20 protein-coding genes, 1 other RNA gene and 3 pseudogenes are annotated in these 26,388 nt (G+C 47.1%); 10 read left to right on the top strand and 14 right to left on the bottom strand.

Annotated elements, in window-relative coordinates; all coding sequences use genetic code 11:
• Nucleotides 1-24 precede the first annotated feature (24 nt).
• The 5 genes from KUA49_RS07445 to KUA49_RS07425 all read right to left on the bottom strand — a co-directional run bounded on the left by KUA49_RS07445 (nucleotide 25) and on the right by KUA49_RS07425 (nucleotide 5,956).
• Complete coding sequence (locus KUA49_RS07445; protein ID WP_218412223.1) at nucleotides 25-1,245, bottom strand: glycoside hydrolase family 27 protein; 1,221 nt, start codon at nucleotides 1,243-1,245, stop codon at nucleotides 25-27.
• 212 nt (nucleotides 1,246-1,457) lie between these two features.
• Entirely contained in the window at nucleotides 1,458-2,747 is a 1,290-nt protein-coding gene (locus KUA49_RS07440) for a hypothetical protein (protein WP_218412248.1), read from the bottom strand.
• 46 nt (nucleotides 2,748-2,793) lie between these two features.
• On the bottom strand, nucleotides 2,794-4,431 hold the full coding sequence (locus tag KUA49_RS07435; RefSeq protein ID WP_218412222.1) for a hypothetical protein: 1,638 nt from the start codon (nucleotides 4,429-4,431) through the stop codon (nucleotides 2,794-2,796).
• Between the two features lie 444 nt (nucleotides 4,432-4,875).
• Nucleotides 4,876-5,340 (bottom strand): helix-turn-helix domain-containing protein, encoded by a 465-nt coding sequence (locus tag KUA49_RS07430; RefSeq protein WP_256624794.1) that lies wholly within the window; start codon nucleotides 5,338-5,340, stop codon nucleotides 4,876-4,878.
• Nucleotides 5,303-5,956: a hypothetical protein gene (locus KUA49_RS07425; protein WP_256624793.1), complete on the bottom strand. Its 654-nt coding sequence runs from the start codon at nucleotides 5,954-5,956 to the stop codon at nucleotides 5,303-5,305. The genes KUA49_RS07430 and KUA49_RS07425 overlap by 38 nt, the downstream gene beginning before the upstream one ends.
• A gap of 198 nt (nucleotides 5,957-6,154) precedes the next feature.
• Here KUA49_RS07425 and KUA49_RS07420 point away from each other — a divergent pair.
• The 3 genes and pseudogenes from KUA49_RS07420 to KUA49_RS07410 all read left to right on the top strand — a co-directional run.
• Nucleotides 6,155-6,295 (top strand): annotated as a pseudogene (locus tag KUA49_RS07420) (IS1380 family transposase); the annotation flags it as partial.
• A gap of 174 nt (nucleotides 6,296-6,469) precedes the next feature.
• Nucleotides 6,470-7,525, top strand: coding sequence for an efflux RND transporter periplasmic adaptor subunit (locus KUA49_RS07415; protein WP_218412221.1), 1,056 nt, complete (start codon nucleotides 6,470-6,472; stop codon nucleotides 7,523-7,525).
• A 20-nt stretch (nucleotides 7,526-7,545) separates the two neighbouring features.
• Nucleotides 7,546-10,698 carry an efflux RND transporter permease subunit gene (locus KUA49_RS07410; protein ID WP_218412220.1) on the top strand — a complete coding sequence of 1,051 codons (3,153 nt, stop codon included), beginning with the start codon at nucleotides 7,546-7,548 and terminating at the stop codon, nucleotides 10,696-10,698.
• A gap of 221 nt (nucleotides 10,699-10,919) precedes the next feature.
• Here the strand turns inward: KUA49_RS07410 and KUA49_RS07405 are convergent, their stop codons facing one another.
• From KUA49_RS07405 to KUA49_RS07385, 4 genes are all read right to left on the bottom strand, one after another.
• A complete protein-coding gene (locus KUA49_RS07405; RefSeq protein WP_218412219.1) occupies nucleotides 10,920-11,255 on the bottom strand; it encodes a hypothetical protein in 336 nt (111 codons plus the stop codon).
• 346 nt (nucleotides 11,256-11,601) lie between these two features.
• Nucleotides 11,602-12,372, bottom strand: a complete 771-nt coding sequence (locus KUA49_RS17635; RefSeq protein WP_218412218.1) for an outer membrane beta-barrel protein — start codon at nucleotides 12,370-12,372, stop codon at nucleotides 11,602-11,604.
• Nucleotides 12,290-12,832 (bottom strand): carboxypeptidase-like regulatory domain-containing protein, encoded by a 543-nt coding sequence (locus KUA49_RS07390; protein ID WP_318331691.1) that lies wholly within the window; start codon nucleotides 12,830-12,832, stop codon nucleotides 12,290-12,292. Before KUA49_RS07390 ends, KUA49_RS17635 begins: the two co-directional genes overlap by 83 nt.
• Nucleotides 12,766-13,002, bottom strand: a complete 237-nt coding sequence (locus KUA49_RS07385) for a hypothetical protein (RefSeq protein ID WP_218412217.1) — start codon at nucleotides 13,000-13,002, stop codon at nucleotides 12,766-12,768. Before KUA49_RS07385 ends, KUA49_RS07390 begins: the two co-directional genes overlap by 67 nt.
• Nucleotides 13,003-13,182: 180 nt before the next feature.
• On the opposite strand from KUA49_RS07385, the pseudogene KUA49_RS07380 reads away from it, so the two are divergent.
• From KUA49_RS07380 to KUA49_RS07370, 3 genes and pseudogenes are all read left to right on the top strand, one after another.
• A pseudogene (locus tag KUA49_RS07380) lies at nucleotides 13,183-14,070 on the top strand (Rpn family recombination-promoting nuclease/putative transposase).
• A 416-nt stretch (nucleotides 14,071-14,486) separates the two neighbouring features.
• Nucleotides 14,487-15,476: a virulence-associated E family protein gene (locus KUA49_RS07375; RefSeq protein ID WP_218412216.1), complete on the top strand. Its 990-nt coding sequence runs from the start codon at nucleotides 14,487-14,489 to the stop codon at nucleotides 15,474-15,476.
• 339 nt (nucleotides 15,477-15,815) lie between these two features.
• The gene (locus tag KUA49_RS07370; RefSeq protein ID WP_117663441.1) at nucleotides 15,816-17,150 is read left to right on the top strand and encodes an NADP-specific glutamate dehydrogenase; all 1,335 of its coding nucleotides are present in this window, start codon (nucleotides 15,816-15,818) and stop codon (nucleotides 17,148-17,150) included.
• Nucleotides 17,151-17,241: 91 nt separating this feature from the next.
• Here the strand turns inward: KUA49_RS07370 and KUA49_RS07365 are convergent, their stop codons facing one another.
• From KUA49_RS07365 to rnpB, 3 genes are all read right to left on the bottom strand, one after another.
• A complete protein-coding gene (locus KUA49_RS07365) occupies nucleotides 17,242-17,652 on the bottom strand; it encodes a YkvA family protein (RefSeq protein WP_203041009.1) in 411 nt (136 codons plus the stop codon).
• A gap of 80 nt (nucleotides 17,653-17,732) precedes the next feature.
• On the bottom strand, nucleotides 17,733-18,170 hold the full coding sequence (locus KUA49_RS07360) for a hypothetical protein (protein WP_203049604.1): 438 nt from the start codon (nucleotides 18,168-18,170) through the stop codon (nucleotides 17,733-17,735).
• An 87-nt stretch (nucleotides 18,171-18,257) separates the two neighbouring features.
• Nucleotides 18,258-18,685: RNase P RNA component class A (gene rnpB / locus KUA49_RS07355), an RNA gene on the bottom strand.
• Nucleotides 18,686-19,158: 473 nt separating this feature from the next.
• On the opposite strand from rnpB, the gene KUA49_RS07350 reads away from it, so the two are divergent.
• From KUA49_RS07350 to KUA49_RS07335, 4 genes and pseudogenes are all read left to right on the top strand, one after another.
• On the top strand, nucleotides 19,159-20,628 hold the full coding sequence (locus tag KUA49_RS07350; RefSeq protein ID WP_218412215.1) for a Do family serine endopeptidase: 1,470 nt from the start codon (nucleotides 19,159-19,161) through the stop codon (nucleotides 20,626-20,628).
• A gap of 201 nt (nucleotides 20,629-20,829) precedes the next feature.
• Nucleotides 20,830-21,693 carry an RNA polymerase sigma factor RpoD/SigA gene (locus KUA49_RS07345; RefSeq protein ID WP_218412214.1) on the top strand — a complete coding sequence of 288 codons (864 nt, stop codon included), beginning with the start codon at nucleotides 20,830-20,832 and terminating at the stop codon, nucleotides 21,691-21,693.
• An 81-nt stretch (nucleotides 21,694-21,774) separates the two neighbouring features.
• Complete coding sequence (locus KUA49_RS07340) at nucleotides 21,775-22,383, top strand: hypothetical protein (RefSeq protein WP_218412213.1); 609 nt, start codon at nucleotides 21,775-21,777, stop codon at nucleotides 22,381-22,383.
• Between the two features lie 31 nt (nucleotides 22,384-22,414).
• A pseudogene (locus KUA49_RS07335) lies at nucleotides 22,415-23,293 on the top strand (hypothetical protein); the annotation flags it as partial.
• 537 nt (nucleotides 23,294-23,830) lie between these two features.
• Here KUA49_RS07335 and KUA49_RS07325 read toward each other — a convergent pair.
• Together KUA49_RS07325 and KUA49_RS07320 are read right to left on the bottom strand one after the other, a co-directional pair.
• Nucleotides 23,831-24,097, bottom strand: coding sequence for a PqqD family protein (locus tag KUA49_RS07325; RefSeq protein ID WP_203041014.1), 267 nt, complete (start codon nucleotides 24,095-24,097; stop codon nucleotides 23,831-23,833).
• Nucleotides 24,098-24,146: 49 nt separating this feature from the next.
• Nucleotides 24,147-26,339, bottom strand: a complete 2,193-nt coding sequence (locus tag KUA49_RS07320; protein ID WP_218412212.1) for a S9 family peptidase — start codon at nucleotides 26,337-26,339, stop codon at nucleotides 24,147-24,149.
• Nucleotides 26,340-26,388 lie beyond the last annotated feature (49 nt).

Raw genomic sequence — 26,388 nt, 5'->3', positions numbered from 1 at the left:
CTCTATATCAATATCAAAAAACACCTATTTCAATACGAATACCTTCGTTTCATGGGCAGCTACACTACCCTTCCACTTGCTTGCCTTTCTGGCAATATCGCGATGCTGCCAGACATCTCTTACCGCATACTTGCCATTTAAGCCCAACTGCTTGAAATCTGCCTGTATGCTGATGGCTTTGTCGCTGCAGTTAAGAATGGCTACGGCATGGGTACCATTGGCCAAAGGACGAACATAAACCTGATAATCTGCCTGATTCACCTTGCGCTCTGCAGCTTTGCCCAGCGGATCCTGATTGATGGCGATAATCTCCCTGTTCAGAAGAATGCGCTTGTCCTCAGGCGAAAGCTTTCGAAGGTCGTTGCTCAGTGCCAATACCGACGACATCATGCACCACATACTCATCTGAGTCTGATATTCCGTATAGTTGCACCCTACTCCACCCAAATCGCTGGATGGGCCGCCCTTGCCGTTCAATCCCACTACCAGCATATCCATATCCGGCCACTGACCGTGGCGCACATCCTTGGCAAGCGGCGCGGTGACGTTCACGATATCGAGGATACCCATTCCACCCTGATGAACAATATCCTTCCACATGTCTCTTACATCATAGCTGGTTCGCCAGAGAGAACCGCCTACCTGCTCGCACCAATCTTCGCAGTTGCGCTGTCCCCACTCGCAGATACCGAGCACGATGTTTCTACCCGACTTGCTCAAGGCCTGGGCCATGGTACGATAGCGCTTCCGGGCAGTGGCGCTATCCTCAGGAGCATGGCAGTAATCATATTTCAGATAGTCGATGCCCCACGAAGCAAAGGTGCGGGCATCCTGCTCCTCAAAACCGTAACTGGCTGTCCATCCGCCGCAGGTAAGCTGAGCCGCATCAGAATAAATGCCCAGCTTCAAGCCCTTGGAGTGAACATAATCGGCAAGCGCCTTGATGCCATTCGGAAATTTCTCAGGGTCTGGAATGATGTTGTTGTGGCGGTCACGACCGCCCTGCCACAAGTCATCAATGAAGATGTACTCGTAACCAGCATCTCGGAATCCATGTTTCACCATGGCATCGGCAGTTTCCTTAATCAGTTTCTCGCTGATGTTCCCCTGAAAGAGATTCCAGGTCATCCATCCCATAGGGGGAGTCTTGGCCAACTGGTTACGTTCCAGAAGTGTTTCGCTTTTCTGTGCAAAAGATGATGTTGCAAGTAATGCTGCAAAAGCAATAGATAAGATTTTCTTCATATTGTATTTTAATTATATGGTTCGTATTGAAGGCAAAGATACAATTTATTATCTGAAAATCCTCACTTCATTAAATATATTTAACTAAAACTTAGAAGAAGTGAATATATGGTCTTACCAACGAGAAAAGCGGAAGCCCCCAAAAAGTAGAGAGCCTACCACGCTAACCCTCATTTTTGCGAGTTAGCGTAGTAGGTTCATAAAAGTAGGCATTACTGCAAGAAATCATCGTTGCTTACCTTTACACCAAGTGGTCCATAGTCGCCAAGAGCTTTGTGAGCAAGCTGCTTGTCGGGATCGGTCACATGGTCGATAGGTTCGCCAGTCTTATCCTTGTAAGCAGTAGGTGTCATGGTTGCGATGGAGTGTATCCATTTCCTGTCTGGAAGAATGTTCCTGTACATGACAGCCACAATCTCTCCGATAGGATTGCCGTCTATGTTCTTTTTCTCACTATCCCAAATGAAGAGATTGACATACTCTCCGTTGGCATTCATTTCGTTCACCTTGCTCTGTATGGCTGATAGCTTAGGATTCTTTTTCAGGCAAACCACAAATGTTGCTTTCTTGCCATCGGCATAGCGAGCCTTCGCATCATATACAGACATATATGAGCGTGTGTCGCTTGCTGAGCCAATGCAGATAGACCAGTAACGTGTCACAGCTTTTCTGTATTCCTCAGGCTTTGTTGGCACTGTGGCCGGTATGAAGGAGAATGTGAGCACAGAGTCCTCGCGCAAGTGCGTTCTTCCATAAAGGTATGCCGTGGAGTTGTTTGGATAGTACATGCTAACTGGAGCAAGGAAGAATGGCATCTCCCTGTTTTCGTCGGATTTCTGTGTAAACACCTTCGATGTTATCTTATAGACATTTGATACAACGTGTTCTGGCACGTAGGTCTCATGCAAGTTCATGTCGAGTGCGGTGATAGCTGGAAGTTCTACTCCTGCGTATTCGTCTTTTTGGCTTCCATCAGCAGTAGTTCCCAGGTAATGTCTGAGAGCAATGGCTACTTTGTTCACACCTTCTGCAACTTTCACCACATTCGATGAGCCAAGTTTGTCTATTACGCTTTGTGGCGTTCCGTTTGGCACCACATAGAGGGTGAAATAGTTCTTTCCCATAGTGGTTGCGACGAAAGGATTCGTGCTTCCGTTATCTGCCGAGATGTCCTGGTCATCGATGCCTGCGAAAACGTCTCCTGTCATATCATTGTATAGTGATATGCTGAAATATCTGCAATGAGGATATTCTCCTTTCAGACATAAAATCTTGTCACTATTTTGGTCTGCCTGATAGGTGTATTCCCAATAATTGGAATATAAGTCCGGGTATGCTCCGAGAACCTCACCATCGCCTTTCAGGGTTGGGCCCCATTGCTCCTTAGGCGACAGGGTAGGGATTTTTATATCGTTGTTGCTGTCGTCATCGGAACATGCGATGAATGTCATTGCCATAATACAACTTAGCAATGAGGTCATGATAATTTGTTTAATTTTCATACTTCCTGTTTTTTAAAATTAATATACTTTTTGTTCTCACTCTGTTTTACTTGATTTCCACTCTGAACGGTCCAGATACCGAGTTGTAGAGTAAGTCACCATTGTCAAAGAACTGTATGATGGCATATGCTCCATTGGCCCGATTGTCTTTGCCTAGGATTGTGCGGTGGCGTGTGGTGCCGGTGCGCCAGTCGAGTCCGGTTACTTCCCATCCTGTGGCATCGTTCCATCCACTTACGAATACCATTTCAGACGATGTGCTTACAGCAGGAATCATGCTTGGTGAACTGACGTCAGCACGTGTCCACTTAGCCTCCCACTTGTTCTCCTTTGTGTTCCAGCTCACGCATTCAACACCTCTAGGAGTCTCTATGGTAGGACCGATTGCTAGTACGCCTATAATCTTGTCGTTTATCTTTTCCGTTGTCTGGCTGATGTTGTTTACCACAAAAGCGTCGTATCCTGCGGTTACTACGGATTGCTCCGACTGTACCCATTCGGTAGAGGCTGGTAATCCGCACGTTATGTCGAACGTTCCTGCCAAACGCTTGTTGCCGGAATCTACAGGCTTGGCATCGGCAGGTATGGCGTCACGCCAGAAAGCTACGAGTTTCATTTTCTTTGCTCCGTCTGTTATCACTACGAGTTTGTCCTCGTCGTTGCCAAATCCCATTAGTGTAGGGGTTGCTCCTGTGCCATATCCGAGCTTGATACATGGTGCCATTGGACCTCCGTCATACTCGGCTTTCCATGCTCCATCGCTCTCGCTGACAGAGAACTTTCCATTCTTGCATATCAGCTTTTGCATGAGTCCCTTGCCGTTGGCCTCCTTGGCGTTGCTTGCCACATATACCCCGCCGTTCTCATCCACTGCTATTGAGTTCGTCAATATCTGGGTGCTTGCCAGTGGGTAGGTATCTTCTACCGTGGTCAACTCACGGTTGAGTACAACAAGAGCATTCTGTGCCGCCACGAGCAAATGTCCATCGTATGTCATGGTAGCTCCCACCAGCGTGTAAGAGTTGTTGATATACGGTGTGAGCTTAATCTGACTGTCTAGCTCTATGCCATCCTTCGGATTATTTGGGTTCTTCAGCTTGTATCTTGCCATGATGTGTCCAGCATTGGTATATACATAGTTGTCCTTGTCGCACAACACATAGTTTCCATTGGCTATAGACATTTGTGGGGCAGCGCCTAGCACTCCGGTTACGGCTGTAGCAAGTTCTGAGTAAGATGAGTAGCTGGAAGTCAAGATGTTGAGTTGCTCTTGAGTTTTCATTGTTATTCCAGGCAAACCAGCTTCTGCGAGTCTTTCAAAATTGCCGTTGGATACGTCTATGATAGACACTCTGTCGCTGCTCATTCCCCACATGTATTTTGGGGAAGTGGATGTGAGCGTCATGAGGTTCACAGGACCGCTGCTTGTTGTCTTGCATTTCGTCAGGTCGGCATAGAACGTGCCGTCCTTCACTTTTGCAGTGAAAGCATCGGTCTGAGCCGAATTGAAATGGGTGATGCTGTATTCCTCTTGTGCCAGCCAAGGGTTTGCCTTTGGCTTGGATAGTTCTGCCAGAGGAATGTTGGGATTTCCGTTTCCCCCATTGTTGTCATCATCAGTACAAGCAGTTAACATCGCCGCTCCTATTGCGAGGATGAATAATGATAGATACGATTTTTTCATAATTATTTATTGTTTTAAAATGAATACTCGTTTTGTAACAACAATTCCGAACCTACCAAAAGAAGGAAGAACAACAGTATATAAATATAAAACTGTTCTTGCTTGACGAAATCAGCGAAACTGAATTTCTTTTTCCAATGATTCCCAAGATAGAGACGGTAGTCGCGTATCATCACAAGGATGAACACTATGATAATCACAGTCACGATCACTACAACAATCATGATGAGATTTTCATCTGAAATTGAAATGGTTGGTTCTGCTCTTGTCATTTTCATTATCTGTTATGTTATTGATTCGATTGCAAAAATAGCTTTTTTATTTTGAAAGTGATAGTAGCTTTCCTATGGTAGTTGTAGCTTTTTCACAAAAAAAGTAGTAGCTTTCCTAGGAAAACTACTACTTTTTAAACAGTATTTAATGTATGATTACAAAAACACACACTTAGATGGAGACAAACTGTTTGCGCCATTGGCTAGGTGACATGCCCGTTTTCTGTTTGAATATACGATAAATCCATGTGTGGGATGAGAAACCGCACTCTGTGGAAATAGCGTCAATGCTATATTCGGGGTTGGCTTTCATCATGCGAACTGCCTCATTAAAGCGAATGTCGCTAAGCCAGGTTCTAAAATTGGTATATTCTGACTGGTTGAAGTATTCTGTCAGTTCGATTTTCTTGTATCCCAACTTGGTAGCTAACGAATAGATGCTAACTTCATAGTCCTTATAAAATCCCTCTTCACACCATTTCTTGAGGGCTAATTCTATTTCTATCTTTCTATTAGCTGTCAAGATATTTGTACCATAAGTATTCTTGCCGTCTTTTATATCTTCTGCGTCCGTGACTTTTGCCTCTGCGTCATTTTCCTCAGGAATGACTTCTTTTGGTGTGATGTAATAGCCCATAGCAATGAAAGTGTGGACGAAAAAGATGACAGAGAGTAACATCAAGGGACCTATTATATATAATTAAGGTATTGAAGAGGATTGCTACAGGCAGGAGTCCAGCAGTAAGGTATAGCAAAATGATGCTGGCTTGCGAATAGCGCACGTATGAAATCAAGTCACTTCCGAAATTTTCCATGAGCTTCTGCCTTCGGGTATTTGTTTCTTTGCGAATGATAAAGATAAAATATGCCATGCTAGCCACAAAAAGACCGAGCATCACATAGAGCATATTGCCAATGTGTAAACTATGACTTTTGAATATGCCAATGACGAAAACTAGGGCGATGAGTATGTACGCCATCATACTACGTAAACAATAACGGCGCACTTTGCTGCCTGTGCTCTCTATGTTGATGATGGAGAGAGTGATGGCAAATGCCACTGGGGTATAGAACAGTATGTTGAATGCTGCGCCCACATCGGTACCTTGTGCACGGAATCCATGAACCATCTGCAAGAGGTAGTGGACGGAGAAGAATAGCATGGATGCAACGAGAAGCCATCTTGATATTTCGTAGCGCCACACCTTCCATCTCACCTGCAAACTTGCCATGGCTAATTGCAATGCTAGCATGGCTGTAATGACGCAACATACAAGTTGCAATATGAATAACGATGTCATAATATTGTTATAACCTTAATTCCACAACACTATTATAAATCAAACCTTTTAAGCCCCAGAACAACAAAAAGTTGCTCAGGATTTTGCCATGTGAGAATTTTCACTTATCTTAGTGTTGCGAAAAGAAAACAAGCAAAACTCTGACATAACATGGCAAAGATACAAATTAAATCTGAGAAACTCACTCTTTTTGGAGGATTTTTTCGGGTCATGGAGCAATTTGACTCCACATTGTCTTCTGTAATCGACTCAACCCTCGGTCTAAGGTGTAGATTGTTCGGTTGGATGCATCAGAGGCGTAGTTTCAATGGAAGACGTGATTGAAACTATGAACAGCGTGGAAATCGTAGTAGTAGTAGAAGAAGAACTGTTTTTTTTATTTTTTTAATCCTATTTTCCCTATGCTTTCAGCTAAAATTCATACCTTTGCATTATCTTTGCAAAAAACAACAAAATGTAATCAATATGAAACAGAAAGATGTTATAACGGGATGGCTTGTCGCATTCATTATCAGCTGTATGATGCTGGCGGGATGCACCGAAAAAGCCAGAAAGCTAGAGAAGAAAAACGTGAAAGTTGAGACTATCTCCGTGGGGAATACAAACCTGGGGGGAGCGAAAGACTATGTGGGAACCATCGAGGAAAAGATTGGATCTACACTCAGCTTCGAGATAGCCGGAAACATCACTTCCATACGGGTGGAAGAAGGAGATAGAGTGAGCAAGGGACAGCTGCTCGCCACCATCAACCCTACCACCGTGAAGGAGGCTCACCGGGCAACACTCACCACCCTGAAACAGGCGCAGGATGCCTACAGAAGATTCCTGCCCCTGCACCAGTCGGGAACCATCTCGGATATGAAATGGGTGGAGATAGAAAGCAAACTGGAACAGGCAAAGGCGGCTGAAAGCATCGCCCGCCAGCAACTCTCCCACTCTACCCTCACAGCTCCTTTTGCAGGTGTCATCGCTGCCAAGAACGTGGACTTGGGAACCTATGTGCTCCCCGGACAGCCTGTGCTGAAACTCGCCAATGTGGCACAAGTCAACGCCAAGATATCCGTACCCGAAGCTGAAATATCTCATCTGCACGTGGGCGACAAGGTGAAACTGACGGTAGCCGCTCTTTCGGGTGCCATTTTCCGGGGAACGATTTCAGAAAAAGGCATCGATGCCAACCCCATCTCGCATACCTACGATGTCAAGGTGGGCATCACCAATCCGCAGGGCCGTCTGCTCCCAGGCATGGTATGCAACGCCCAGGTGCAGGGTAGCGCTGCTACCCCATTCCACATCACCGTTCCGTCACAAAGCATTGAACTGGATGTAGATAACTCCCGATTCGTATGGACCGTGGTAAACGGAAAGGCGCATCAGCAACCCGTAACTACCGGCGATTTCGAAGGCGATGGCATCGTCATCCTTTCGGGACTGAAGGCTGGCGACCAGGTTATCATCAATGGCCAGCAGAAAGTTTCGGAAGGAATGAATGTAGATACAGCAAAAAGCGATAACCGATAAAAAAAGTGGAGGGAAAAGATATGAATCAAGAGACAAACAAACCGGAGAGAGACACCGCCCTTCGCGACCACATCAAGGCACGCATCACCAGGAAGCCCAACCGCATCATCAAGCGCTCGTTCATCGAGTCGGCGATGTGCAACCACAACATCGTGATGCTTCTGATGGGCATGCTCGTATTTCTAGGCATACTCGGCATCTGCATCATGCCCAAGCAGGAGATGCCGCAATTCACCATCAGGCAGGGTGCCTGCGTAGCCGTATATCCGGGCGCTACATCCGGAGAGGTGGAAGAACGGGTGGCTAAACCGCTGGAGAACTTCATCTTCGGATACAAGGAGGTGAACAAGAAAAAGACCTATACCCAGAGTAAGGACGGCATGCTGATCGTGTTCCTGGAACTCAACGACGACGTGGAGGACCGGGATGCCTTCTGGAGCAAGTTCAAGCATGGCCTGCAGGCCTTCAAGAGCTCCCTTCCTACTGGTGTCCTTGCCCTGCAGGCTGTGGATGACATCGCCGACACCTCTGCCCTGCTCATCACGATGGAAAGCAAGCAGAAAACCTATAGGGAACTGAATACATACATAGACCAGCTGAAGGACAGACTGCGCCGCATTGATGCCATCTCGAACCTGCGAACCTACGGACTGGAAAACGAACAGATAAGCATCTGCCTGGACCAGAACAAACTGGCCAAATACGGCATCGGTCCCTATAAGATTCTGAACGACCTTGCCCTGCAGGGCTTCACCACCGTGAGCGGAAACCTGGAGATGGGCAACCTCAACCTGCCCATCCACATCACCGACTCCTACAACAACGAGCGGGATGTGGCGGAACAAACCGTATATTCCGACCCCAAGGGTAACATCGTGCGCTTGAAGGACATCGCACAGATTAAAAGAGAATATCCAAAACTGAATAAATACATCAAGAGCAACGGCAACAAATGCGTGCTCCTATCCATTGAAATGCGACCGGGAAACGACATCGTGAAGATGGGAAGAGACGTACACAAGATGATGGATGATTTTGAACAGTCCCTGCCCGGCGATGTACACATCAATACCATTACCGACCAGAGCAAGGTGGTAAGCGAATCGGTGCTAACCTTCCTGCGCGAGCTGCTCATATCGGTCATCTCCGTCATCATCGTGGTTATCCTGCTCATGCCGCGCCGCGTGGCAGAGGTATCAGCCCTCAGTATCCCTATCACCATCTTCTCGTCGGTGGGCATATTCTATCTTTTCGGCATGGAGCTGAACACCGTTACACTGGCTGCCCTCATCGTAACACTGGGTATGGTGGTGGATGATTCCGTGGTTATCATCGACAACTACATGGAGAAGCTGGGCCATGGCATGTCGCGCTGGCATGCAGCCATCGCCGCTCCTAGAGAGTTCTTCATGTCGGTGCTTTCTGCCACGCTCAGCATCTCGCTCACCTTCTTCCCATTCCTCTTTACCATGCATGGCGACATGGGCGATTTCGTAAAATCATTCCCCTGGGCCATGTTCATCATCCTGAGCATCTCGCTCATGGTTTCGCTGCTGCTCACACCTTATTTACAGTATATGGTGATTCACCAGGGCATCAGCAGCCTGCACAAGCCCAACGCCCGCAAAAAGCCGCTTGACTATCTGCAGATGGGGTACACCTGGTTGCTGAAACGCTGTTTCGCCTTTCCACGCACCACCCTCGCTGTGGGCATCATGCTGGTGAGCACCGGAGCCATCATCTTCGTACATCTTCCGCAGAGAATGATGCCTATCGCCGAGAGAAACCAGTTTGCCGTAGAGTTCTATCTGCCTAGCGGAACCACCGCTGCAAGAACCGCACGGGTGGCAGATTCTATGGCCCACATTCTGCAGCGCGACCCGCAGGTAACAGCCGTAACCACGTTTGTTGGCCAGGGTTCACCCCGTTTCCACACCACCTATGCGCCACAGATTGGCGGTGAGAACTTTGCACAGTTTATCGTGAATACGGTAGATAACGATGCCACAGAAGAGGTACTCGACCGATATGCCGACCGATACTCCAACTATTTTCCCGACTGCTACATCCGCTTCAAGCAGATGGATTACAACAACGCCACCTACCCTATCGAAGTAAGAGTGAGCGGCGACAGCATGGGCGACCTGAAGGCTGCCGCCAGGAAGATAGAAGCCTGCATGCACAAGATAGAAGGCATCAACCTGATTCGTACCAACTACGAAGAGCCCCTGCCTGGCATCAGGGTAACTCCAGATGCTACCGAGGCCAACCGGCTGGGTGTGAACAAGACCATACTCTCTGCCGACCTTGCCATTCATTTTGGCGATGGCATCCCGATGGCCACCCTTTGGGAAGGCGACTATCCGGTGAAGATGGTTCTGAAATCGGAAAACGACAGCGACCTTGCCAATGAATACATCCCCGTGATGGGAGGAACATCGAGCGTTCCACTCCGCCAGCTGGCTAAGATTTCGCCCGACTGGCACGACGGCAGCATCATACGCAGAAACGGCGTGCGTACCATCTCTATCATAGGTGAACCTTTAAGGGGATTCAATGCCAACCAATTGGCCAACGAACTGAAGCAGGAAGTATCCAAACTCCCGCTAGATTCCAGTCTTGATTGGGAGATTGGCGGTATGGCAGAAAAGGATGCCGAAACCCTTCCTCAGGTTACATCGGGCGTGATGATAGCAGCCTTGATCATCTTCTTCATCCTGCTCTTCCATTTCAAGCGCATCAGTCTGGCACTGGTGAATCTCTCGTCCATGTCGCTCTGCATCTTCGGTGCAGCGATAGGCCTTCTGGTTACGGGTTTCGACGTGAGTCTTACCTGCATATTGGGCATTGTGAGCCTGATGGGTATCCTGGTAAGAAACGGCATCATCATGCTCGACTATGCCGAGGAACTGCGCCGCGACAAGGGGTTATCGGTAAAGGAAGCCGCCTTCCAGGCTGGCGAGCGCCGCATGCGCCCTATCTTCCTTACATCGGCAGCCGCCTCGGTAGGCGTACTGCCTATGATGGTAGAGAACAATACGCTGTGGTCGCCAATGGGAGCCGTTATCTTCTTCGGTACGCTTATCTCGATGGTACTCATCGCCACCATCTTACCTGTGCTCTATTGGCTCGTGTTCGACAAGCACGGCAAGTATAGTTTGAGGAAGCAGTAAACGCAGAAGCCTGCCGGCATCACTGCCGACAGGCTTCACTTTTCATAAACCGAACCTAAAATCCTATTTATCTTTTGAGATAATAAAACTGCAATTTAAACCTAAATATAAACTTTTACCTTGATGAAAACTCTTTCTACTTCTTTATCTATCTATATATATGTACTGCAAAATGTGTTGCATTTGTGTATGCCTAGAATTGAGTTATATCTGAGAACTGCTTACTCAGAAACAGTTGCCTGTGCTGCAGGCTGCTCTGCCTGAGCAGTATCTACAGACTCTGCTGGAGTCTCAGATGTAGCCTCTGTTGCTTCAGAAGTAGCCTCTGTTGCTTCAGATGTTGTCTCTGCAGGAGTAGCCTGATCTGTAGAATCCTCTGCACCAGCCTGTGGCAAAACAGGAGTGCTGACCTCTGCTGAATCCTTAGGAGTTTCAGGTGCTACTGTATCAACTGGAACTACTTCAGAATTATCTATCATCATTTTGCCTGATGCAAATACGTTGCTTACTGAAACCATTACCATAGCTGCGATAGCTGCAAAAACGAACTTCTTCATAATCTTATCTATTTTAAATTGTTACTAATTTATTGTTATTTACTCTGTTTTGTGGATTCATTATCGAACCCGCTATTCATAGTTGCAACCAATGTGCCAAAAAATAGATAAAACCGTGATACCGTTGATTTACAGATATTTATCAACTTTGTGCCATAAATTAGGGTTGTGAAAATTGGGGAAATAGTGTGGAACTATTCCTCAAAAAGTTGGGGAATGGACAAGATAATGATAAGGAAAATGATGTAGGAACTGATAAACATGTTTGCCACCTACAGGTCTTGCACGATGCATCAATCTGTGACAGCAATTCTCATACAAAGAACCTCCCTCTTTTTTGTCTTTCCTAATGATGCTCTTCTCCGTAGCCACCGGTGTCGATGTGGTTGTGGCGATTATGCTCACGACTGTCGGATTTGCCGAAGGTATAGGTGGCTGCCAGACGTAATGTGCGACCTCCCGACCATTTGCGGATTGACTGCGAGTAGCCGTTCCCATAAAGGACATTGTTCGTCTCTTTTGAGTTGAAAATATCCTTGCAGAGAAACGATATGCCCCAAGAACCGATATTTTTGCGTACCCCGGCTTCGACATCCCAATCGGGTTCCAGCGTGCCCTGCGCGGTGATACGGCGCGAGTTATACCGGTCTGTGGCTTGGAAAGTCATGTCCCACGGCAATGCCTGTAATGAATAATCAAGCGCTGCTTCCCAGTTTCTGATTTTTACATCCTGATGCTGGCTTTGCCAGATGGATTCCTCCGTGCCGTCGGCCCAAGTCTCATTTTCATGAAACTGGTTGTCGTTGGGACCCCTCCATATATTATAACTCACGTTCATGTCGATAAAATGGTCGGAATTGAACGTGTGCTTGTAACCAAGCATGACGTTTGCGCCACGGGTATCGCCACTTTCACGCATATTATTGACATTGCCGACCCATTGCCCCGGCACATTGCTAAGGTGAGTGGTTGTCGTACGTCCCCATTTGTGTCCGAGCGTTCCGATTGCACTCAGGTAAACATCATTCCTGTCATCAGGTCTGAAATTCGTACCCAGACGAAGGAACACGAAGTATCTGGGCGCGGTTGTCATCGTCCATCCCCATCTTTTTGCCATTTATCCACACAAGGACATCGGCATTGCCACGCAATGATATTTCTCCCTCGCTGTTTACATCAACCGACGGGACAGCGGCAAGAAGTTCATCGGCAGAAGCACCGGTGGCGGCTATGTTTGAGCTTACATTGAAAATTCTGCGCTCCGCATTGACCGACAACTGGCTTTTCTGCCCGGTGACGACCACTTCCTGAAGCGACTTGGTGTCCTCTGCAAGTTCTATTTTTCCAAGATTTATCTCCGAATCCCCTATTGCGATTTCACGTTCCTGTGTGACATTACCAATCATGCTGACACGGACAATATATTTTCCCGAAGGTGCATTGAGGATGATAAACACTCCGTTCTCATCGGTTGTGATGCCAATAGGCAGCGGTGCACCCGTTTCCGGGTTCACAAGAACGACTGTAGCGAAGTCAAGAGGTTCGGATGTCGTCTTATAAAAAACTGTACCTGTGATGGTGGCGATGCGCCACGCAGACAGAAAGAATCTGCTGGCTCATTGCTCATCATCATACTTATAAGGATGTAACCAGCCTCGATTATCGCATTCTGCTCGAAGCAGATTTCCTGGTCAATTCCTTCGATGACCACCTTGCCCCCAAAGGCATCATCACCTTCCGCAATCATGTATTCCGTTCGGAGTCAGCTATTAGTATGCTGAATGATATGTGGGGATTGGAATAAGGAGAACAACAGCGTATTTATAATTTTTCGATTATTTATGCAAAAATCGATTAAATATTTGGAGTTTACAAAAAAACAACGTATCTTTGTCATCAGATTTAAGAACAATTAAAATCTAACAAGATGGCAAAGTACATCAACCCCTTCACCGATTGGGGCTTCAAGCGCCTCTTCGGTCAAGAATTCAGCAAGGATTTGCTGATTAGCTTTCTCAACGATCTGCTGGAGGGATAGCTCCACGTCAAGGACGTAGTATTCAAAGACAAGGAGCAATTGCCCCAGACCAAAGATCAGCGAGGCATTATCTACGATGTTTTCTGCGAAACCGACACTGGCGAGCGATTCATCCTGGAAATGCAGAACAAGTGGCAACCCAATTTTCTGGACCGCTCCATCTGCTATGCCTGCAGAAGTATTCTGGAACAGGTAGATAAGGGCAAGACAGAGAATCAGGATGCCTATAAGTTTCTGCCGATATACACAGTTTGCTTCATGAACTATATGCCAAAGGCAGGCGAAGTAAACAAGTTCAGAACAGACATCATATTGGCAGATAAGGAGAGCAAAGAGCAAGCTTCCAACAAGCTTCGCTTCATCTACTTGGCCCTGCCTCTTTTCAAAAAAGAGCCAGAGGAATGTGAGAGTGATTTTGATAAATGGATTTATGTATTGACTCATATGGAAGCATTAACAAGAATGCCTTGGACGGCACAAAAGAAGATTTTCGAGAAACTTGAGGAATATGCCGACAGTCACAGACTCTCGAAGAAAGAATGGGAAGCCTACGAGAACAGTCTTTGGATTGCTCGCGATAATTTGGCATGCATGGCTGCCGCAGAATCAGAAGCCAGAGCCGAAGGTATGGCAAAAGGAAGAGCTGAAGGAAGAGCTGAAGGCTCTAATGAGGCAAATATAAATGCTGCACAGCGTATGCTTGCTGATGGTATGTCGAAAGAACTTGTTATGAAATATACTGGTCTTTCACCTGAGCAAATCAGCAAAATCAATTAAAGAAATATAAATAGAAGAGAATAAAACAAGGGTGTATCAGAAAGCTTCATGGTTTCTGATACACCCTTATTTTATTTATTTTTCATTTTCCTTTCACATCACCAGCAATCTTCTGATATTCATCCGCTTAAGTGTGAAGGCATTTTTCATCAATGACATTTCTCGCCGCTTTCAATAAGAGTAAACGAAGGAACATATACTACAGGGAGAAGAAACCCTTACCTGAGGGAGAAAGAGATAGGAAAAAAAGGAGGGGTAATGCCTTCAGATGTAGGCTATTACTCCCTCAAGGAAACCCTCTTTGTTCCCCTTGGGTTTATTGCAACATTTATCGATGAAAGTGTTGCAAACGATGAATTATTGTTGTATCTTTGCAACGATATAAAACTTTAAGTATAAACTAATGGTAATAACACATGAACATTAGAAAAACACTGAAGAGACTGATTGACGATACCCAGTATGTCGCAGCGCTCGAAAAGCAGAATGATCTGCTGAAAGAAAAACTCCAGCAGGAAAAAGACAACCTTCAGAAACAGAAGGACGTCTTCAAAAAGGAGAAGGAACAGGAAGAGGCCGACGAAGAGGCTCAGTACAAGAAACGCAGCCGCAACTACCTGCGCCCCATCACGGATATGCAGAAATGGTTGCTGGAGAACTATGAGTTCCGATATAATGTCATCACCGATGTTTTCGAATATCGAAAGAAGAATGATGAAGAAAAAGGAATGGTGAAGACAGAAGAATATGATTCAGAAGGCAAAATCAAGCATGACTTCGAAATCATCGACAAGTATGCCATCAACACCATTGCCATCGAGGTGCAGGAGGCAGGCATCTTCGTGCGTGACCACTTCGTAGAGCGACTCATCAAGTCGAAGTACGCCCACCCCTATCATCCTATCCGCAGCTATATCGACAAAGTGAGAGGAACCTGGGACGGAAAGGACAGAATCGGTGACTTCCTTCGCCGCATCAACCCGTCGGACTATTGCCAGAAAATGGGAAGAATCTGGCTACGTGCCATGGTGGCGCAGATGGCAGGATACGACGAGAAACATGCCAACAGCGTAATGCTCACCCTGGTTTCAACGACACAGGGACTGCATAAGAGTACTTTTCTCAGAAGTTTATTATCCAACGAGCTAAGAGATTACTACACAGATGATTTCTCGCTCAACCAAAAGGGAAATGCTCAGAGAAAGATAGTAGAATTTGCCATCATCAATGACGACGAGCTGGACAAGGAGAACTTCAACCGGCTGCCCCGCTCGGCTTCGTTTACCGGCACCAGCAACAGGATGAATCAAATACTTGCCAGTCTCGTCTTTCTTCGGAGATCGGTGCTCTATGTAACCTATCGGTCCAGTTGCTCTTGGCATAATCTTTATAATATTAGAATGTAGCATGAAGAAATCTCCTTCGTGGAGTTCCTTACACCCTGCAAAGATACGAAAAAAATATAAGAACGCCAACAAAAAGATAGAGAAAAACGCTTTTTACTTACCATTTATTTTTCCAACCATTGCTTTGCAGACAGTTTTCTACCCGTTTTATCTTATATATAATAATGTGTACGCATACAATTATACTACATTAACTATTAGAAAAAGTTAAAAGAATATCTTTTTTCTACATTTTCTTCATTTTTTCTTTCTTTTTGTTGGTTATTTCAATAAAAATCTATACCTTTGCAAACAGAAAATAGAAAACAAGAATTTAAACACAATAAAAGATTAAAGATTATGAAAGCATCTGAAGTAATCGCGAATCTCCAAAGAAGATTCCCAAACGAGCCTGAGTACATCCAGGCAGTTAGTCAGGTTCTCGGTACTATCGAGGAAGAGTACAACAAGCACCCTGAGTTTGAGAAGGCAAACCTCATCGAGCGTCTCTGCATCCCAGACCGCATCATTCAGTTCCGTGTATCTTGGGTTGATGATAAGGGTAACGTACAGACTAACATGGGTTACCGCGTTCAGCACAACAACGTGATCGGCCCTTACAAGGGAGGTCTTCGCTACCACAAGTCTGTGAACTTGGGTATCCTGAAGTTCTTAGCTTTCGAGCAGACATTCAAGAACTCTCTAACAACTCTGCCTATGGGTGGTGCCAAGGGTGGTTCTGACTTCTCTCCACGTGGCAAGAGCAACAACGAGGTAATGCGTTTCTGCCAGGCTTTCATGACTGAGCTCTATCGTCACATGGGTCCAGACGAGGATGTTCCAGCTGGTGACATCGGTGTAGGCGGCCGCGAGGTAGGTTACCTCTTCGGTATGTACAAGAAGTTGACTCACCAGTTCCAGGGTGTATTGACCGGTAAGGGTCAGGAGTTCGGTGGTTCTTTGATCCGTCCTGAGGCTACTGGTTACGGTAACGTTTACTTCCTCTGCAACATGCTCGCTACCAAGGGCATCGACATCAAGGGCAAGACTGTATTGGTTTCTGGTTCTGGTAACGTTGCTCAGTACACTATGGAGAAGTTGCTCCAGTTGGGTGCTAAGCCTGTTACATGTTCAGACTCTGATGGTTACATCTACGACCCAGATGGTATCGACCGCGAGAAGCTCGACTACATCATGGAGTTGAAGAACGTAGAGCGTGGCCGTATCAAGGAGTATGCTGAGAAATATGGCGTGAAGTATGTAGAGGGTGCTAAGCCTTGGTTCGAAAAGGCTGATATCGCTCTTCCATCTGCAACTCAGAACGAGATTAACGAGGAGGCTGCCAAGGCTCTCATCGCCAACGGTGTATTCGCTGTAAGCGAGGGTGCTAACATGCCTACTACTCCAGAGGCTATCAAGGTATTCCAGGATGCTAAGATTCTCTACGCTCCAGGTAAGGCTGCCAACGCTGGTGGTGTGGCTGTTTCTGGTCTTGAGATGAGCCAGAACTCAGAGCGCCTGAAGTGGTCTCGTGAGGAGGTTGATGCCAAGCTTCACGACATCATGAACAATATTCACGCTAACTGTGTGAAGTATGGTACAGAGAATGATGGTTACGTTAACTACGTAAAGGGTGCTAACGTAGCTGGTTTCCTGAAGGTAGCTAAGGCTATGATGGCTCAGGGCATCGTTTAATTCAAGAAGACTACCAACTTGGTTATGATATAGAAAGAGGGCAATCCGAATTTCCGGATTGCCCTCTTTTGCTATGATAAACATCGATTATTTATACCGGTGTATCTTCAGGTTTCTCCTTGAAGAGGTCATCTGCCTCCTTAGGCAGCTCATCCTCATCAAACCATTGCGAAAGCTTGCTGTAGGCTTTCTGCTTGGCATCTTCTGAAACATCGCCCCAAACCTTCTTGAGCACGAAAAGCAGCACAGCAAGGTCGTCGCCCAAGCCGGCGATAGGAATGGCATCGGGGATGACATCCAGCGGACTGATGAGGTAGCCCAGGGCTCCTATAATCATCGCCTTGTCTCTCAGCGCCACCTTGTCGCTCTCTAATGTATAATAGAGAATGAGGGCTGCATAAACCATCTTGGCACCTGCACGCTTAGCCACGTGCGAAATCTTCTCGACAAATGCACTCTGAGTGAACTTGTCCTTATAAGCCATAAAGTCTGGTAAAGTCATGTTAATTTATAATTAATAATTAATAATTAATAATTTATAGTTTATAGTTTCGGGAAGGCTTCCGAAAGACTTCCTATGGGCTATGCCTTCGGCTCATAGAAGAGCACAGCCTTGATGAAGGTCTCCATCTGGGTTTCCTTGTGCTTGTTCACACGGTAGGCGATGATCATCTGAAGCAAAGCCTTGAAGAAGCAGGCAAGCAGCAGACCGATGATGAGGGCAATGACGGTGGTAAGGGCCTTGCCGTTCTCATAGATAGGCGACTTGTCGGGGAAACAAGACAAAATTAAAACTGGGATAACGGTGATGAAACCGCCCACCGTGAGCTGGGTGCGCTTGGAGCCACCCATATCGAGGATGGCCTGCTTATCGAAGAGATAGTCGTCCAAATCCATGCGGGTAATGCCATAGTTCTCGAACTTAGGGAAGTCGGCATTTGCACCATACTTCTCTATCTTGCTGGTCACCTTGTGCTCAAAATCATCCAATATCTGCTTTTCCGGTTCTCTGAGATTCATAATCCTGTTAGTTATATTAAAAACGTTTGAAATATCGCATCCTACATTATTATATATATAGGCGATGCGGAAAGAACTAAAAAGAAAGAAAGCAGTGCTCCTATAAGCCGAGTTCTGTACCTGCCCCAAGAAAGGAAACAGGTGCCTGTCATTTATCTAGTCCCAGAGTCACCCCTGGGCTCAAGCACTCTACCCTCCACAGTAGCCCAAAGGCAATCGGACGAGCCGCCCTCAATCTGCGGTTTACATGAGCTTACAGCTCCCAGATGGCACAGCCTGGCGATCACCCGCCAGCTGGTGGTCTCTTACACCACCTTCTCACCCTTACCCGACACTAAACCACGACGTATGCTGAAAGCTCCATCGCTACGGAATAAGTTTCGGGCGGTTGTTTTCTTCTACCGACACCTACTGTCACCAATAGCTTCTATTTTCGGAAGTGGGATGCCCTTTGCTGCCCGGACTTTCCTCTTTCATCCCCATCAGGGAATGCCAGCGACAAGCCGGAGCACTGCTTTCGAACTGCAAAGGTAACAAAAAAGTTCGACTTAACCGCTAATTTTGCCAAGTTTTTAAACTCTTTTCGCTTTTCTTTGCCTTCTCACTGCCGTTATTAGGATATTTGAGAAGGATTTCTGACTACTTTTCTACTAATCTTCTTTATATTCGTTTACAATTAGTGCTATTTTAATTCCATATACAGAAGTAGAAAACTTCAGAAAAGTAGCAAACAATTGTAAAAATGGGACTATTCTTGTTTAAGAGCCGTTAAAGTGTTAATTTCAAATGTTAAAACGGGATAAAAATTAGCACAAAGTTATCCGTATATCAAAAAATGATTCTATATTTGCATCCGAAAAGCTGAGGCTAGGGCTGACAGAAGTGACAGACTCAGGAAGTTTGGCACACTATTGGCTAGGCTGAAAGCTATAACATAAAAATGAAAGTAACAATAAAACGAAAGTAATAATAAAAAAGATATTGAAACATGAAAAAGGTAACTAATTATGTAATGGCAGTGCTATGCGTAGGATCGCTGGCATTCTCAACAGGTGCATTTATGAAGGTAAACGCTTCACCAGCCGTAACAGCTGAGGCACCAGGTCAACCGGTAGATTTGACTTACGCAGCAGAGAAGGCTCTGCCAGCCGTGGTACATATCAAATACGTTCAGAATTCAAAGATGAAGACCGTGGATGTGCAGAGCGACCCGTTCGGAGGTTTCTTCGACCCATTCGGATTCTTCGGAAACCCTGGCCAGGGAAATGGCGGAACACGCAAGCAGCAGGTGCAGACTCCTAAGAGAGAGGCCACAGGTTCAGGTGTCATCATCAGCGCAGACGGCTACATCGTAACCAACAACCACGTGGTGGAAGGTGCAGACGAGCTGACCGTCACCCTGAACGACAACCGCGAATATTCAGCACGCATCATCGGTACCGACAAGACCACCGACCTTGCCCTGATCAAGATTGACGGAAAGAACCTTCCTACCCTTCCTATCGCCAACAGCGACAACGTGAAGGTGGGTGAATGGGTCATCGCTGTGGGCAACCCATTCGGACTGAACAACACCGTTACCGCAGGTATCATCTCTGCCAAGGCACGTTCGCTGGGTGCTAACGGCGTAGAGAGCTTCATCCAAACCGATGCTGCCATCAACGCAGGCAACTCGGGCGGTGCACTGGTCAACACCCAGGGCGAACTGGTAGGTATCAACGCCATGCTCTATTCCCAGACCGGTTCTTATGCAGGTTACGGTTTTGCCATCCCTACTTCTATCATGAACAAGGTGGTAGACGACCTGAAGAAATACGGCAGCGTACAGCGCGTGATGCTGAGCATCCAAGGCAGCGACGTACTCAACTACATCAATGCACAGAAGGAGAACGGCAAGGATGTAGACTTAGGTACCAACGAGGGTGTTTATATTGCCAAGGTAGATGAGGACGGCAATGGTGCAGCAGCCGGACTGAAGGAAGGCGACGTCATCACCAAGGTAGACGGCAAGAAGGTGACCAAGATGGCAGAGTTGCAGGAGTCACTGAATGGCAAGCGCCCTGGCGACAAGATGAGCATCACCTACCTGCGCAACAAGAAGACCAACACCAAGACCATCACCCTGAAGAATGCCCAGGGCAACACTTCTGTGATTAAGAGTGCTGACCTCGACGTGCTCGGCGGCACCTTCCGCCCTATCACCGAGAGTCAGAAGAATCAGCTCAGCATCAAGTATGGTGTAGAGGTGATGAAGGTAAACAGCGGTGCCCTGAAGGACGCAGGCGTATCACGCGGATTCATCATCCAGCGCATCAACGACAACAATATCACATCACTCGACGACCTGCAGAAAGCAGTGAAGAGTGCTTCTACCAGCAAGGATCCAGTGCTCTACATCCAGGGCGTATGGCCTACCGGCAAGAAGGCTTACTTCGCTGTTCCTCTGCAGAAGGACTAACAGGAGCTGATGCAAAAGCATCGGAGTTGATGAAAAAAGCATGAAGAAGTGAGGCTTTCAATTCTCCTGCAAGAGGAGTGAATCGCCTCAGAAATGATAAAAAATAACAAAATAGCAGGTATTTTCAAAAATATCTGCTATTTTTTTTGTCGTTTCAAACAAAAAGTGTAATTTTGCATCAACATAAAATGAAATGTTACCATGAGACAACTAAAAATTTCAAAGTCGATAACGAATCGTGAAAGCGCATCGTTAGAAAAGTATCTCCAAGAAATTGGACACGAGGACCTTCTCACCACAGAGGAAGAGGTGGAACTCGCGCAAAAAATAAGGGAAGGTGATAAGAGAGCTCTAGAAAGATTGACCAAGGCAAACTTGCGTTTCGTGGTATCTGTGGCTAAGCAGTATCAAAATATGGGACTCAGCTTACCCGACCTTATCAATGAGGGCAACGTAGGTCTTATCAAGGCTGCCCAGAAATTCGATGAAACCCGCGGCTTCAAGTTCATCTCCTACGCCGTATGGTGGATCCGACAGAGCATTCTGCAGGCAATAGCCGAGCAGAGTAGAATTGTGCGCCTTCCGCTCAATCAGGTGGGAAGCGTGAACAAGATAGCAAAGGAACTCAACAAGTTTGAGCAGGAACATGAGCGCAAACCCAGCGTGGACGAGATAGCAGAGCGTGTTGACCTGCCGGAAGACAAAATCAGTGATGCACTGAAGGCAAATTCACGCCATGTAAGCATGGATGCTCCCATTGCCGACGGCGAGGACAGCAGCATGATGGACTACTATATTTCGGGGGATGCCCCAAGCACAGACGACCAGCTGGACAGAGAGTCCCTGCACAAGGAAATAGAAAGAGTAATCCTGAGCCTCAGCGAACGTGAGCAGAAGGTGATGAGAGCCTTTTACGGCATCGGAGAACCGGAGCTGACGCTTGATGAGATTGGAACAAAATATGATCTGACCCGAGAGCGAGTGCGCCAGATTAAGGAAAAAGCCATTCGCCGAATCAGACACAACACGAATAATCAATTGCTGAAATCCTACTTGGGAAGATAGGACGCCCCTTTTCACAAACCGGGCGATCTATGCAGACAGGTGGGACGACGGCTTCTAAAATATCAGTAGAAGAAAAAAAGAATGAAAGTATTAAGAATTGCATTAGCATTGGCCATCGTAGCCATCTCTTCGCTTGCAGCACAGGCAAAGGTTGAACCAACGACTGCATATATGTTTGGCTTTGCATCGTCGTTCAACGACTCTACCGTGTACATCACCAGCGTTCAGAAAGTAGATTCCGTATATCTCAGCCACAAGAACCTGTTTTTGGAAGGCAGAGACAACTACTCTTTCCAGCTTCGCGATTACCTGGAGTCAATCGGCGAACCTAAGAGAACCTGCATCGTGATGTTCGACCGCAACTTCAAGAAGGCAGAGAAGAAGTGGGCCAAGCTCTACGAGCGCTACACCAAGAAAACAAAGGCCAAGCGCCTGAAGAGCGGAGAAAAGCCAAAGGAACTTCCTTCACCATGGCAGGTGAAGAGCGTGGACGAGAACAAGTTCACCTTCAAGCCTATCACTCCTGACAATATGGAGGAACCAATGACCAAGCAGGAGCGGAAGGAAGCCAAGATGAAGGCTAAGGAAGAGGTGAAGAAGCAGAAGGCAGATGCAAAAAAGCAGAAAGCGGATGCAAAAAAGCAGAAAGCGGAAGCTAAGGCGGAAGCCAAGAATGCCAAATCCAAGTAAAAAAGCAGCTACCCCATAGCAAACCGAAAAAATGAAAGACAATTTTTACCGCGTCGCCGAGTTGGACATGCTGATACAGTTCGCAGAATCTGCCACCAACGACGAGCGACTCATAGAATCATTCGAACCCTTCAGAGTTTCTGCTCCGAAGGGCTCGATTTTATTCCACCTTACCGTAGATGACAGTACCCGACCTTATCCCAAGGAAAAACGCGAACGAATCAGAAACTTTGATACTGGCAGCGGACATACCTTGGTTGACAAGCTCGACAATGGCGGATACCAGTTTATCATCCGCGACATCTATGATGCCGACTGTGCACTGGTCATTACCAACGCCGACTTCAGCGAATGCCTCTGTGCGCTTAACGGCAGCATGAACATGCGCCGATTCGGTCTAAACAACACGCTGATGCTCATCTACGCCTTTTCATCCTGTCCATACGACACGCTGATGCTTCATGCTTCCCTGGTTCGCCAGAATGGCTACGGCTATGCGTTCATCGCCAAGAGTGGAACCGGAAAGAGCACGCACGTGAGCCTCTGGCTGAGACATCTGAAGGGCTGCGACCTGATGAACGATGACAACCCTATCCTGCGAATCATCGGGGGCAAGGTTTACATCTTCGGAAGTCCATGGAGCGGCAAGACACCTTGCTATCGCAACGTAAAGGCTCCGCTGGGTGCCATCACCCGCATCGACAGGGCTGAGGAAAACTCGGTAGAAAAGCTCTCGCCCGTGGCAGCCTTCGCATCGCTCTTGCCTGCCTGCTCTAGCATGAAATGGGACAAGGACATTTACGACCGCATCTGTGCCACCATCACCAAGGTGATAGAATCCATAGGAATCTACACCCTCCACTGTCTGCCCGACAAGGAGGCTGCCCTGGTTTGCAACAGGGCTATCAGCGTGAAGGAAAGTCTGGTTGAGGCTACCACCCGACTTTTGGAAGAAGGTCATACGGTGACGCTTCCGCTTCGCGGCTATTCGATGCGTCCTTTTCTGGAAGACAACCGCGACAAGGCGCTGCTCCGCAAAGCCACGCTGGAAGACGTGGTAGAAGGAAATGCCGTACTTGCCGAAGTGAAGCCTCATCATTACGTGCTCCATCGCATCGTGAAGGCTGAGGGAGAAAAGGTGACGCTGAGAGGCGACGGCAACTTCGGAGTGGAAGTCTGCCAAAGAAAGGATGTGAGGGGTGCCGTAATCGGCTTCTACAGGAAAGGAAGGAAATCCATCGACAGGACAGACGCCCTGAAATGGCGCATCTACTCCATAATGTGGACCCGCCTCTTCCCTATCCGTCGCTATCTGCTGGCAGCATGGAAGATATGGAATGGAAAATATAAGAAATAAAAAACGGGCAATCCTACAAGACGAGGATTGCCCATTTTTTTATAAATATCTATTTTATCCGATAAAGTCTATTACCCGACAAACAGCCTTTTACTCGATAATGCCAGCCTTCATCCACTGCGCCACGAGTGCATCAACATCCTTGGCTGCCGTATCAGCATCAACATCATATTCCTGGGTAAGCAACTCTACCAGATTGTTCTTGTCGAACTCCTTGCCCTGGATGCTGTTCCAGAGATAAGCAGAACTCTCGTTCATGCTGATGATACTGCTGAAGTCGATGTTCTCAGCACCTTCTGCCACTATCACGTTTTCTCCGCACACCTGGCGAAGATTAAAACCTTTCTTTGTTTTCATGCTATAGTTTTTATAGTTTATATTCATTTCCCATGGCACAAGCTCACTCTTATTTATTCAGGTGAGTCTTGAACCAGTCAGCCATCTGGCGAAGCAGATGATTACGGGTGTTGCCGCCAGAGATGCCATGGTTGCGATTGGTGTACCAAAGCTCCTTGAAATCCTTGTCTGCCTGCACCAAGGCCTCAGCATACTCAAAGGTGTTCTGCGGATGCACATTGTCATCTGCCACACCATGACAGAGAAGCAGGGCTCCATGCTGCTTGCCGGCACGCTCGATAGGATTGTCGTTATAACCCTTCTCGTTCTCCTTCGGAGTGCGCATATAACGTTCGGTATAAACAGAATCGTAGTAACGGTAGCAGGTAGGAGGCGCTACGGCTACACCTGCATAGAACACCGGACGCCCCTCGCTCATACTCATCAGGGTGTTGAAACCGCCATAGCTCCATCCCCAGATTCCGATGTTGTTCTTATCCACGTATGGAAGGCTACCCATGTAGAGAGCAGTCTCCACCTGATCCTTAGACTCCAGATTGCCAAGGGTAAGATAGGTGCACTTTTCGAACTCTGCACCACGTCCGCCTGTACCACGTCCATCCACGCAAGCCACGATGAATCCCTCCTGTGCCAGATAGTAATCGAAGGCTCCACCGGAACCCATGCTACCTGTGCTCCAGGCATTGAGCACCTGCTGGCTGCCAGGACCCGAATACTGGAAGAGGATAACTGGATATTTCTTGCTGGCGTCGAAATCTACAGGCTTCACCATCCAGCCATCGAGCTTCACGCCCTCGGAAGTGGTGAAGGAGAAAGTTTCACGCTTGCCCCAATTGTACTTCTGGGTCTTCTCAATCAACTTCTTATTGTCTTCCAAGGTTTTGATCACCTTTCCCTTATTGTTGCGGACGGTGTAGACGTATGGATGGCTATAGCTGCTCCAGTTGTTTACGAAATAGCGGTAATCGCCCGAGAAATAAGCCGAGTTGGAACCCTCCTGAGAAGTGAGTCGTTCCACCTTTCCGTTCTTGTGAGCCACATACACCTGGCGGTCGTGCGCATTGAGCATGGCTGCCTGGAAATAAACGTCGCCCGTCTTCTCGTCCATACCGTAAATGGCAGTCACATCATAGTTGCCCTTCTCCACCTGACGGATCAGTTTACCGTTCATATCGTAGAGATAGAGGTGCATATAGCCGTCGCGGTCGCTAGGAAGCAGGATGTTCTTCTTGCCCACGATGCTGTTCTCTACCACTTCTTCCTTCACAAACTTAGGAACGATTTCCTGGATGAGCTGCTTGCTCTTACCGGTGAAAGGATTTACGGAATAGAGGCGCATATCGTCCTGATGGCGATTCATCGTATAGACGATGAGGCTGTTGGCATCAGGAGAAGTCTTGATGCGAGGATAATAGCCGTCAGCATCTACAGGCACATCCAGAGCGATGGTCTTGCCCGACTTCATATCGTAGCTCCAGAGGCTCACCTTGGAATTATCCTGTCCTGCCTTAGGATATTTATAGGAATACTCGCCCGGATAGTCGTGGAACTCCTTTCTGGTAGGATTTGAACCCTCGAAGAGCTGGAGCGAATAGGTCTTCACATGGCTCTCGTCGAAACGGATCCATCCGATGGATGTTCCATCTGCGTTCCATGCAAAGGCACGGTTGAAGGCAAACTCCTCCTCGTAAACCCAGTCAGGAATACCATTGATAATTTCATTGAACTTACCATCCTTGGTTACCTGCACTTCCTTCTCGCCATCGGTAACGAAGATGTTGTTGTCCTTGACGAAAGCCACGTGGCGGGAGTCTGGCGACCAGGTAGCCACCTGCTGGTTCTCGCCCTCAGAGAGTTTCTTGATGGTCTTCGAAGCGATGTTATAGATGAAATACTCAGCCTTGAACGAACGGCGATACACCGCCTTGCGCTTGGTAAAGATAAGCATCTTCTTGCCATCAGGACTGATGACATAGCCATCTACATTCTGCATAGGCGCTTTGGCTGCATCAACGTCGAAGAGCACAGCCACCTGCTTACCCGTCTTGAACGAATAACTTACAATCTGCTTGCCGTCATTGCTGATAGAAGCATAGAGATCGGTTCCCTCGATAGGGTTGATACCGGTAACGTATGAGGCAGAGAATTCACCGGAGGTAATAGCCTTCAGGTCGAGCTTCTCTGCCGCTTGCATTGCTGATACCATCATGATACTTGCAATTAAAACTGAAAATCTTTTCATGTATTATTATGAATACTTTATGTTGTTTACTCTATCATTTAATCCCTGA

This window comes from Segatella copri (assembly GCF_019249655.2).
In the GTDB taxonomy this organism is placed as follows: domain Bacteria; phylum Bacteroidota; class Bacteroidia; order Bacteroidales; family Bacteroidaceae; genus Prevotella.
This window is presented reverse-complemented; position numbering and strand designations above follow the sequence as displayed.

Excerpts from the sequence above, each read along its gene's own strand:
- KUA49_RS07445 (WP_218412223.1), bottom strand. The coding sequence starts at position 1,245 with ATGAAGAAAATCTTATCTATTGCTTTTGCAGCATTACTTGCAACATCA.
- KUA49_RS07440 (WP_218412248.1), bottom strand. The coding sequence starts at position 2,747 with ATGAAAATTAAACAAATTATCATGACCTCATTGCTAAGTTGTATTATG.
- KUA49_RS07435 (WP_218412222.1), bottom strand. The coding sequence starts at position 4,431 with ATGAAAAAATCGTATCTATCATTATTCATCCTCGCAATAGGAGCGGCG.
- KUA49_RS07430 (WP_256624794.1), bottom strand. The coding sequence starts at position 5,340 with ATGGGCTATTACATCACACCAAAAGAAGTCATTCCTGAGGAAAATGAC.
- KUA49_RS07425 (WP_256624793.1), bottom strand. The coding sequence starts at position 5,956 with ATGCTAGCATTGCAATTAGCCATGGCAAGTTTGCAGGTGAGATGGAAG.
- KUA49_RS07415 (WP_218412221.1), top strand. The coding sequence starts at position 6,470 with ATGAAACAGAAAGATGTTATAACGGGATGGCTTGTCGCATTCATTATC.
- KUA49_RS07410 (WP_218412220.1), top strand. The coding sequence starts at position 7,546 with ATGAATCAAGAGACAAACAAACCGGAGAGAGACACCGCCCTTCGCGAC.
- KUA49_RS07405 (WP_218412219.1), bottom strand. The coding sequence starts at position 11,255 with ATGAAGAAGTTCGTTTTTGCAGCTATCGCAGCTATGGTAATGGTTTCA.
- KUA49_RS17635 (WP_218412218.1), bottom strand. The coding sequence starts at position 12,372 with ATGGCAAAAAGATGGGGATGGACGATGACAACCGCGCCCAGATACTTC.
- KUA49_RS07385 (WP_218412217.1), bottom strand. The coding sequence starts at position 13,002 with ATGATTGCGGAAGGTGATGATGCCTTTGGGGGCAAGGTGGTCATCGAA.
- KUA49_RS07375 (WP_218412216.1), top strand. The coding sequence starts at position 14,487 with ATGAACATTAGAAAAACACTGAAGAGACTGATTGACGATACCCAGTAT.
- KUA49_RS07370 (WP_117663441.1), top strand. The coding sequence starts at position 15,816 with ATGAAAGCATCTGAAGTAATCGCGAATCTCCAAAGAAGATTCCCAAAC.
- KUA49_RS07365 (WP_203041009.1), bottom strand. The coding sequence starts at position 17,652 with ATGACTTTACCAGACTTTATGGCTTATAAGGACAAGTTCACTCAGAGT.
- KUA49_RS07360 (WP_203049604.1), bottom strand. The coding sequence starts at position 18,170 with ATGAATCTCAGAGAACCGGAAAAGCAGATATTGGATGATTTTGAGCAC.
- KUA49_RS07350 (WP_218412215.1), top strand. The coding sequence starts at position 19,159 with ATGAAAAAGGTAACTAATTATGTAATGGCAGTGCTATGCGTAGGATCG.
- KUA49_RS07345 (WP_218412214.1), top strand. The coding sequence starts at position 20,830 with ATGAGACAACTAAAAATTTCAAAGTCGATAACGAATCGTGAAAGCGCA.
- KUA49_RS07340 (WP_218412213.1), top strand. The coding sequence starts at position 21,775 with ATGAAAGTATTAAGAATTGCATTAGCATTGGCCATCGTAGCCATCTCT.
- KUA49_RS07325 (WP_203041014.1), bottom strand. The coding sequence starts at position 24,097 with ATGAAAACAAAGAAAGGTTTTAATCTTCGCCAGGTGTGCGGAGAAAAC.
- KUA49_RS07320 (WP_218412212.1), bottom strand. The coding sequence starts at position 26,339 with ATGAAAAGATTTTCAGTTTTAATTGCAAGTATCATGATGGTATCAGCA.